The sequence below is a fragment of the Micromonospora sp. WMMD1128 genome (assembly GCF_027497235.1).
Lineage (GTDB): Bacteria > Actinomycetota > Actinomycetes > Mycobacteriales > Micromonosporaceae > Micromonospora.
On record NZ_CP114902.1, the window covers coordinates 5,196,809 to 5,205,330 of the forward strand.

Sequence of the window (8,522 nt, forward strand, 5' to 3'; positions counted from 1 at the left end):
AACAACGCGCAGTACTCGGGTAACGTGACGCAACCTGTGAGCAGTAACTACGCATCACTGGCGGAGCAAGCTACCGCAGTTTCTCGACCATCGACGAAGCGAGGAGCCTCAGATGTCGGCAGCCAAGCCCCAAGCGGTAGTACTGCTAAGCGGCGGTCTGGACTCGGCCACAGCCCTTGCAGTGGCCGTCAAGGAGGGGTTCGAAGCCAACGCCCTCAGCTTCCGCTACGGCCAGCGGCACACTGTAGAACTCGAAGCCGCTGCCCGGGTCGCTAAGGCCCTGGCGGCGACGCGACATGTTGTTGCGGACATCGACCTTAGGGTGTTTGGTGGATCCGCCCTGACCGACGACGAACTTGCTGTGCCCCACCATGAGCGCGCCGAGGAGATTGGGAGCGAGATCCCCGTCACCTACGTGCCTGCTCGAAACACCATCTTTTTGTCGTTCGCGCTTGCTTGGGCAGAGACCTTGGGGGCGTCGGATGTCTTCATCGGTGTAAGCGCTCTTGACTACAGCGGCTACCCGGACTGCCGACCTGAGTACATCGCGGCATACGAGCGGATGGCCAACCTCGCCACCAAGGCAGGCGTCGAGGGCACGCAGCGCATGAAGATTCACACACCGCTCATCGACCTAACGAAGGCAGACACCATCCGGCTAGGTCTCAGCCTTGGCGTCGACTACTCGCTCACCCACAGTTGCTACGACCCGGTCGGAGGCCGCGCCTGTGGCACCTGCGACTCCTGCCTGCTCCGCACCCGAGGCTTCGCCGAACTCGGTATGTCAGACCCCGCCGTCGGCAGCACGGCATGAGATCCGCGTACCGCATTAAAGAGATCTTCTACACGCTGCAGGGCGAAGGTACTCATGCCGGGCGGCCCGCGGTTTTCTGCCGGTTCACAAGCTGCAACCTCTGGACAGGCCGCGAGACCGACCGTCATCGCGCCATCTGCCAGTTCTGCGACACAGACTTCGTAGGTACTGATGGGCCAGGAGGGGGCCACTTCCGGTCGGCTCAGGATCTGGCGGCAGCGGTGGCAAAGGCGTGGGCTGGTGCAGCCCACCCGAGGAGCAGACCATACGTTGTTTGCACTGGCGGAGAGCCGCTTCTGCAACTCGATGCTGCTGCTGTCGACGCTCTTCATGACGAAGGCTTCGAGGTGGCTATCGAGACGAACGGGACGCGGCGCGCACCCGCTGGCATCGATTGGATCTGCGTAAGCCCCAAGGCCGGCAGCGAGCTGGTCCTCACCGACGGTCATGATCTCAAGCTTGTCTACCCCCAGCCGGGGGCGGAGCCTGAACGATTCGAAGGTCTGAACTTCGCTAACTTTCTCCTTCAGCCGATGGACGGGCCCGACCAAGCGGCGAACACCCGGGCCGCCATCAGTTATTGCCTCGCCCATCCTCAATGGTCGTTGAGCCTGCAGACACACAAGTACATCGGGATTGCTTGATGGAAATCTTCCGTGAGTTCACCTTCGAAGCTGCTCATCGCTTGCCGCATGTGCCCGAGGGGCACAAGTGCGCTCGCCTCCATGGGCACTCCTATCGCGTTGAGGTACACGTGCGCGGCGAGGTCGGAGCGTCGTCCGGATGGGTGATGGACTTCGGCGACATCAAGACAGCATTTCGACCCCTCCTGGATCAACTGGACCACTACTACCTAAACGAGGTGCCGGGCCTCGAGAACCCGACCAGCGAAATGCTGGCGCAATGGATCTGGGCGAGACTTGTCGATCAATTGCCGCTGTCGGCCATCGTGGTCAGGGAGACCTGCACCTCGGGTGCGGTCTACCGGGGCGATGCCTCGTGACGGAGGCGACGGCCGACGAAAGTTCGCCGGGTGTCCCTGCAGACAGCAACAGCCCGTCGCAGGCGCCAGCCCGCGTTCATATCGTCGTCACCTGCGCGAACCGCAAGAACCTGGCAGTGCCTGCGGCGCTGCGGGTCAGGGCGCTGTCGAACTACGCCCCTAGGCAGAAGCTCGCAGAGTGGACCCGACGACTGTCCGAACCTAGCCAGCCTTCCATTGCCGCAACGTCGCTCTATGCTGGCGAGCACTGGGCCGTCGCACGTCAGCTGGTCAATCCGAGAAGCGTGGAGACGCAGCTCTGGATCTGCTCCGCGGGGTACGGGCTGGTCCCCGCCACCGCGCAGCTTCGCCCCTACGCCGCGACCTTCGCGTTGCGCGAAGCAGACTCGGTCGGACAAGGTTCGACCGAGAACCGCGACTGGTGGCGGGGACTAAGCGAGTGGGTTGGCCCGGAACCCGGTACGCCCCGATCGTTCTACCATCTAGCCCGAATGAATCCCGACGAAACGATCATCGCCGTCCTATCGGATACCTACCTTCGGGCGTGCAGTGATGATCTCCTGAGGGCGGCGGGGCGGCTACGGGACCCGCAACGGCTGACAATCGTTGGGCCGGCTCAGGCGGACCGCGACTTGGACGAACTGGTCGTCGGCGTGACCGCTCGCATGAGACCGGCAGTCGGCGGCAGTCTGCTCGCCCTTAACGTGCGCGTTGCGCAGCGCCTCCTGGGCCGAGTCACCGCGGAGCCTCGCACCCACCGCCGCTCGTACTTCCGGGCGTTGGCCCACGAACTGGCAGCCGTCGCGCCCCCGCAGCCGCCTCCGCCTCACCGTGAGCGCATGACCGACGACGAGGTTAAGGCCTTCATCCGGCCACTGGCGGAGGCCGGGCCAACCTCGGCGACGCGCCTGCTCAGACAACTACGGAACTCCGGCAAGTCATGTGAGCAGGCACGTTTTAAGCAACTGTTCGACGAGATCTCGCTGGAAGTGCATTGCTGATGGCGCCCTCACATGACTCGAAGAACATCGCACGCCGTGCGCTGCGAATCGCTCAGCCGGGCACTCCAGCGCTCTACCTCTTCGCACTGCAGGCGGAAGAGGTACTCCAAATCGCAGACATTTCCCGCGTCAGCCGAGACGACGCCGGGAAGTTGATCGGCTACCAACGCCCGCAGGTACGGAAGCACATACAAGAGATCGTCGAGTACCTCGACACCGAGGCTGCCGTCTTCCCCAACCCCATCATCTTGGCCCTGTCGTCCAGCGTCCGGTTTCAGTCGAGCAGAGGGCCGGGTGCCGCAGATGGACTCGCGACCTCCGGGCTACTTAGCATCCCCCTGCCGCAATCCGGCAAGCCGAAGCCCGCATGGATCGTCGACGGACAGCAGCGAGCCCTGGCGCTGTCCCGTACCCAACGGCAGCAGTTTCCGGTACCAGTGACGGCGTTCGTGGCGGACAGCGTCGGTTTCCAGCGCGACCAGTTCCTACGCATCAACAACACCCGCCCACTGCCACGCGGCCTGGTGACCGAACTCCTGCCGGAGGTCGACAGCCCGCTACCACCTCGACTCGCAATCCGGAAGGCACCCTCGGCACTGTGCGACGTACTGAATGCCGACAAGGCGTCGCCGTTCTGCGGGCTGATTAAGCGGGCGTCGACCAGTCGGCAGCAGGCACCGAACGCTGTCATCACAGACACCGTCGTTGTCGAGATGATCCAAGAGAGCCTCACCTCGCCGGCGGGCTGCCTCTTCCCCTACCGCGACGTCACCCGCAACGAGACAGACTTCGACGGGATCCTCCAGGCGCTCTGCACCTATTGGTCAGTAGTGCGTGACACGTTCCCCGAGGCATGGGGCAAGCCGCCCGCCAAGAGCCGCCTCATGCATGGGGCCGGCATACGAGCTATGGGACGGCTGATGGACCGCGTGCTGGGCACGGTTGATCCACGCCTCCCCGAAGCACCCGAGTTGATCAGCAAACACCTCGCCGTGATCGCGCCGCATTGCCAATGGACGGGAGGAAGGTGGGACGAACTCAACCTTCGCTGGAACGAGATTGAGCACGTGTCCCGCCATGTGCAGGAATTGTCCAATTACCTCATCCGCGTCTACCTGAACGAACGGGCGGGAATTCGATGAAGTTCTTCTTCCCCGACAGCCAGGACCAGGTAGACCCCACGTTCGACTTTCAAACCGAGGAACGCGACCCGTTCCGAGTGCGCCAACGCGATGACCTGTACGCCCACGAAGTGCTAAAGCCACCGCCGTTCAACGGCCTCTTGGTCTCCAAGGCAATCGTAGATGGGACTGCCGGCACCAGCACCGGCAAGTACACCCTGCCCCAGCGCCACAGGCTTTACCGGCAAGGGGCGCGTGAGTTCTTCCGCCTCGATAATGGCAGCGCGCCGTTAAAGATCATGGGTGACTGCGGAGCTTTCTCGTACGTTGGTGAGGATTATCCTCCCTACACTGTCGAAGAGGTCGTCAGCTTTTACGAGGGGTGCGGGTTCGACTACGGCATCTCCGTCGACCACGTCATCTTCCAGTACGAGCCGAAGGCCCTTCGCACCGACGAGGCAGCCAAGGAGTGGGTCCGACGGCAACAGATCACCCTCGATCTCGCCGCAGAATTCTGGCAACGTTGTTCAGCCAGCGACGTTCACTTCACGCCCCTTGGAGTGACTCAGGGTTGGAGCCCGGAGTCATATGCCGATGCAGTGGTGGAGCTGCAACGGATCGGGTACCGACGGATCGCGGTCGGGGGCATGGTGCCGCTGAAGACGAAGGAAATCCTCGCCTGCCTCCGCGCCATCGACGATGTACGCCTGCCCGACACCGAGTTGCATCTCCTGGGCATCAGCCGCGTCGGCGATATTCCAACGTTCGCTGACCACGGCGTGACGAGCTTCGATAGCACGTCGCCCTTCCGCCAGGCGTTCAAGGATGACCGGGACAACTACTACGCGCTCGACCGGACGTACGTGGCGCTTCGCGTCCCTCAGGTCGACGGGAACGCGAAGCTCAAGGCGCGGATTCGCTCCGGTGAGATCAGCCAGGGGCGGGCCATGCAGTTGGAGCGGGCCGCGCTGGCCCGCCTTCGCGAATTCGATAGGGGCGAGATCGCCATCGAGGCCGCCTTGGAGGCGTTGGACGCCTACAGCGCAGTGTGGGACGGTAAGGCAAACAGGAGCAGCCAGTACCGCGACACGCTCGAAAATCGGCCGTGGCAGGCATGCGACTGCTCGATCTGCAAGAAGGTCGGCATCGAGACAATCATCTTCCGTGGGGCGGAGCGCAATAAGCGCCGCGGCTTCCACAACCTACACGTATTCGGGCAGCGACTGCGCCGGCAGCTTGGAGATGACGATCGTGACTAAGCAGGCAGACAAGAGCGCCATGGCCGCGAACTCTGGGGACGTCCTACATCTTCCGGCTCTTGAGATCAGGCAGGGACCCAACCGCCGTCTGTACACGTTCGCGGTGGACGGCAAGCAAGTCCCGTCGTTCGCCGCCGTCTCGCGCGTCCGACGCGACAGTCAGCAGCAACTGCACGGCTACCAACGGCCTGAGGTCCTGGCACACGTGGCGGCGATCCGCCGCTACGTAGAGTCCGACGACAGCCCTCTACTGCCGAACGCAATCGTCGTGGCTTTCGACGACCGGGTTCGCTTCATCCCTGCGGACACCGCCAGCGACGGACCTGGCTACGTCCGGATGGGAACCCTCGTGGTACCCGTGAGTGAGGACTGGGAGGACGCCGACAAGCCTGGGTTCATCGTGGACGGCCAGCAGCGTTGCGCGGCCATCCGGGATGCGGAGGTCTCGGACTTCCCTATCTGCGTCACCGCCTTCATCACTGCCGACCAGGCCGACCACCGGTCGCAGTTCATCCTCGTCAACTCCACCAAGCCACTGCCCAAGGGCCTGATCCACGAGTTGCTCCCGGCCGCGTCTGGGCCGCTGCCGAACCAGCTACGGGTGCGGCAGCTCCCCGCGACGGTCCTTGAACGACTGAACTTCGAAGAGCGTTCGCCACTACGTCACATGATCCAGACGCCAACCAATCCCACGGGCGTCATCAAGGACAACTCCATGCTGCGCATGCTGGAGAACAGCATCTCGGATGGTGTTCTGTACCGGTTCCGGGGAAGCGACGGGTCGCTGCCGAACATTGGACTGATGGTGACCGTACTGAGCGACTTCTGGACGGCCGTGCGAGAGGTATTCGGTGAGGACGCCTGGGGCAAACCCCCTCGCAAGTCGCGTCTGATGCATGGCGCCGGGATCATCAGCATGGGCTACCTGATGGACGCCATCGCCGACACAAACGGCAGCGGCGAGGACGTGCCGGACGCTCAGGCATTCGCTGCCGGGCTGAAGACCGTCAAGGATTACTGTCGCTGGACCGAGGGCACGTGGGATCTGGGCGACGGAATTCCGCGCCGCTGGAACGATATTCAGAACACTCCGCGGGATATTCAGCGGATCACGGATTTCCTGGTGTCCACATATTATGCCAAGCAGGGAAAGCGACACGATCGGTCGAATCGTCTCTTTTAGCCTGCACTCCCGGAGGTATATCCCACCCCGCAGCCGGTGTCGATAATCTAAAGCCGTTTGGGCCCAGAGCGTCGGCACCTGCTGCCTCTTATGCCGGCTGCCACCACAAATCAAGATGAGACGGATGCCGCAATCGCTCCACTCTCGCTAAGCGCGGCAGTGACAGCACGCAGCAACGACGCAGATCCGGCACCCTCGGCCTCACGGATCCTGGCATCAGGACGCGCAGTCGACCGGATGAAGCCTGTGGCGGCGTGCGTGGCGCACCGGGTAGCCATGACGATGATGTCGGCCCGCTGGACCCACTGCTTCAACTGCCGGCTTCCAACGTGATCGTTACTGAGTTGCACGTTCAACGCCGGCGCGAATCTTTCTAGAACGCTGCTCGCACGTCGCAGTGCTCCTTCGTCCAGGGAGTACAGGAGGACCTGGCCCGCTGAGGTGGGCGTCGAATTGAGGCTGGGCGATTGGGTTGTCGGGGATGTCCAGACAAGCCCAAGATCGAATTCGTCGTTGATGAGGCGAGCCAGCGCAAGCTGGTCGGCCTCCAGCCTGCCACGCTGAAGGGCCAACGGCGCCAGGAGCAACTGAAAGAGCCGCAGGCGTGCTTCGTTGTCAGGGCTGGGAGCGCGAGCGACCACGTCACAGATGTCCAAGACGACCGAGGCCTGGCTAACGCTGATCCAGCGGTCGCTCTCTGCTCCAAGGTCGTCCAGCAGACTTCTGTACCCGGCCGCCGGCAGGCCACCACGCAGGGTGATCTCCAACAGAGCGACGATGCCGGCCATGTCATTGGACCGGAACCGATTATGGGTCAGCGCGTTGGTTAGGAATGCCTGTGCTGTGTGGCTGGCCGGCTGCCCGTAGCCATCGCTGTCGACGAAAGCTCCGACAATCATCCAGGCGCGTTCGGCGCCGTCGTTGTCGAGGCCGTCTAGCAGTTGGGCGAGGGCCGAATCGGAAGCGGCTGCGGGCGGCCAGGAGCGCCAAGCCTCCTCGGCGATCAGCGCACCAATATCCTGGGAGTTGGCGATGGCCCGCACCAGTTCGAGCCAGGATCCTACGCGAGCCGCACTGGGCCGTATGACGGGTGGCGTGTTGTCTTCCAGGCCCTCGGCGGGGGCCTCCTCGGTGGTCGTGGGGGAAAGAGGCGGGAGCGTAGCTGGGCGCTCGGCGACCGAGGCTGGATAACCGGCGGAATTTAGCAGGTCGGGCCAGGCCGCGCCGAGGCGCTGCCACGCGTCGCCTTCGTGTCGCAGCCGATCCCATAGTGCGCGATCGGCTGTGGCGGAGGCCGCGAGCGCGATCACAGCAAGTGCCTCGACACCGAAACCGGCCAGCGGGCCATCGGCGAGTGCTGGCACCACTTCACCGTGCAGGACCACTGCCTGCCGTGCCGCCTCGGTGTTACCGTCGGCCAGCGGGCCGGCGAGCGCCGTGGAGTGGATCGCATCCAGGATCGCCTCGCGGACCGGGGCCGGTGGACGGGTGGCGACCACGTCGCGCAGTGCAGGCAGGCGCAGCAGCTCGCCGTGGCTGCCCAGCCGGGCTAGTCGCTTGATCGCGAGATAGGTGAGGTTCATCCCGCTGAGGCCGGTGCCCTCGAGTCGGGCCAGCAGTTCGGCGGTGGCCCGGTGGTCGCCGGCGGCCATTGCCAGGTCGAACTCGGCCAGCAGTCGCCCCACTGGCACCGGCTCACTCCAGTAGGTGGCTGGCCGCTGTTTGATGGTCCGACGCATTCGGGCGAGTGCCGCCCACACGTCGCGGGAACTCTCCTGCGGATGCTCTAGGACGTACACCCGCCGGTGGCCGACGAATGCAGCCACCGCGTCGTCAACCAGATCGCCAGCCCGCAGAGCCTCGGGCCGGCTGACGAAGGCGGCGTGGCTAGGCACTACGAATGCGGTGAGCCACTCCCGCACCGCTGTTGCCTGGCGCCTGAGCCGGGGGATGACGTAGACGTACTTGCGCGGGTTCCCGGGTTCGTTGCGTGGCAGGATGTACGGCACGTCGGACTGGTCGGTCAGCAGGGCGAGGTAGTCGGCGAGGAACCCGGCGGCCGGCGAGCGGGGATCCCGCATCGGCCACGCCGCATTTCCGGGGCCGAAGAAGTGGTCCAGAAAGGTGTCGACGTCCATCAC

General features: G+C 64.1%; 8 protein-coding genes. 7 read left to right on the top strand and 1 reads right to left on the bottom strand.

Annotated elements, in window-relative coordinates:
* Positions 1-112 precede the first annotated feature (112 nt).
* Genes queC through dbpB (O7602_RS23235) form a run of 7 tightly spaced genes read left to right on the top strand, consistent with a single transcriptional unit; the run spans position 113 to position 6,381 of the window.
* Entirely contained in the window at positions 113-814 is a 702-nt protein-coding gene (gene queC / locus O7602_RS23205) for a 7-cyano-7-deazaguanine synthase QueC (RefSeq protein WP_281584729.1), read from the top strand.
* A complete protein-coding gene (queE, locus tag O7602_RS23210) occupies positions 811-1,458 on the top strand; it encodes a 7-carboxy-7-deazaguanine synthase (protein ID WP_281584730.1) in 648 nt (215 codons plus the stop codon). Before queC ends, queE begins: the two co-directional genes overlap by 4 nt.
* Positions 1,458-1,817 (top strand): 6-carboxytetrahydropterin synthase QueD, encoded by a 360-nt coding sequence (queD, locus tag O7602_RS23215; RefSeq protein WP_281584731.1) that lies wholly within the window; start codon positions 1,458-1,460, stop codon positions 1,815-1,817. Before queE ends, queD begins: the two co-directional genes overlap by 1 nt.
* Positions 1,814-2,818 carry a hypothetical protein gene (locus tag O7602_RS23220; protein WP_281584732.1) on the top strand — a complete coding sequence of 335 codons (1,005 nt, stop codon included), beginning with the start codon at positions 1,814-1,816 and terminating at the stop codon, positions 2,816-2,818. The genes queD and O7602_RS23220 overlap by 4 nt, the downstream gene beginning before the upstream one ends.
* The gene (dbpB, locus tag O7602_RS23225; protein WP_281584733.1) at positions 2,818-3,960 is read left to right on the top strand and encodes a DGQHR domain-containing protein DpdB; all 1,143 of its coding nucleotides are present in this window, start codon (positions 2,818-2,820) and stop codon (positions 3,958-3,960) included. Before O7602_RS23220 ends, dbpB (O7602_RS23225) begins: the two co-directional genes overlap by 1 nt.
* Positions 3,957-5,198 carry a tRNA-guanine transglycosylase DpdA gene (gene dpdA / locus O7602_RS23230; protein WP_281584734.1) on the top strand — a complete coding sequence of 414 codons (1,242 nt, stop codon included), beginning with the start codon at positions 3,957-3,959 and terminating at the stop codon, positions 5,196-5,198. Before dbpB (O7602_RS23225) ends, dpdA begins: the two co-directional genes overlap by 4 nt.
* On the top strand, positions 5,182-6,381 hold the full coding sequence (dbpB, locus tag O7602_RS23235; protein ID WP_281584735.1) for a DGQHR domain-containing protein DpdB: 1,200 nt from the start codon (positions 5,182-5,184) through the stop codon (positions 6,379-6,381). Before dpdA ends, dbpB (O7602_RS23235) begins: the two co-directional genes overlap by 17 nt.
* A gap of 110 nt (positions 6,382-6,491) precedes the next feature.
* Here the strand turns inward: dbpB (O7602_RS23235) and dpdD are convergent, their stop codons facing one another.
* Positions 6,492-8,519, bottom strand: a complete 2,028-nt coding sequence (dpdD, locus tag O7602_RS23240) for a protein DpdD (RefSeq protein ID WP_281584736.1) — start codon at positions 8,517-8,519, stop codon at positions 6,492-6,494.
* Between the last annotated feature and the right edge of the window lie 3 nt (positions 8,520-8,522).

Coding starts and splice junctions, on each gene's coding strand:
- queC (WP_281584729.1), top strand. CDS start 113: ATGTCGGCAGCCAAGCCCCAAGCGGTAGTACTGCTAAGCGGCGGTCTG.
- queE (WP_281584730.1), top strand. CDS start 811: ATGAGATCCGCGTACCGCATTAAAGAGATCTTCTACACGCTGCAGGGC.
- dpdD (WP_281584736.1), bottom strand. CDS start 8,519: ATGGACGTCGACACCTTTCTGGACCACTTCTTCGGCCCCGGAAATGCG.
- dbpB (WP_281584735.1), top strand. CDS start 5,182: ATGACGATCGTGACTAAGCAGGCAGACAAGAGCGCCATGGCCGCGAAC.
- queD (WP_281584731.1), top strand. CDS start 1,458: ATGGAAATCTTCCGTGAGTTCACCTTCGAAGCTGCTCATCGCTTGCCG.
- dpdA (WP_281584734.1), top strand. CDS start 3,957: ATGAAGTTCTTCTTCCCCGACAGCCAGGACCAGGTAGACCCCACGTTC.
- dbpB (WP_281584733.1), top strand. CDS start 2,818: ATGGCGCCCTCACATGACTCGAAGAACATCGCACGCCGTGCGCTGCGA.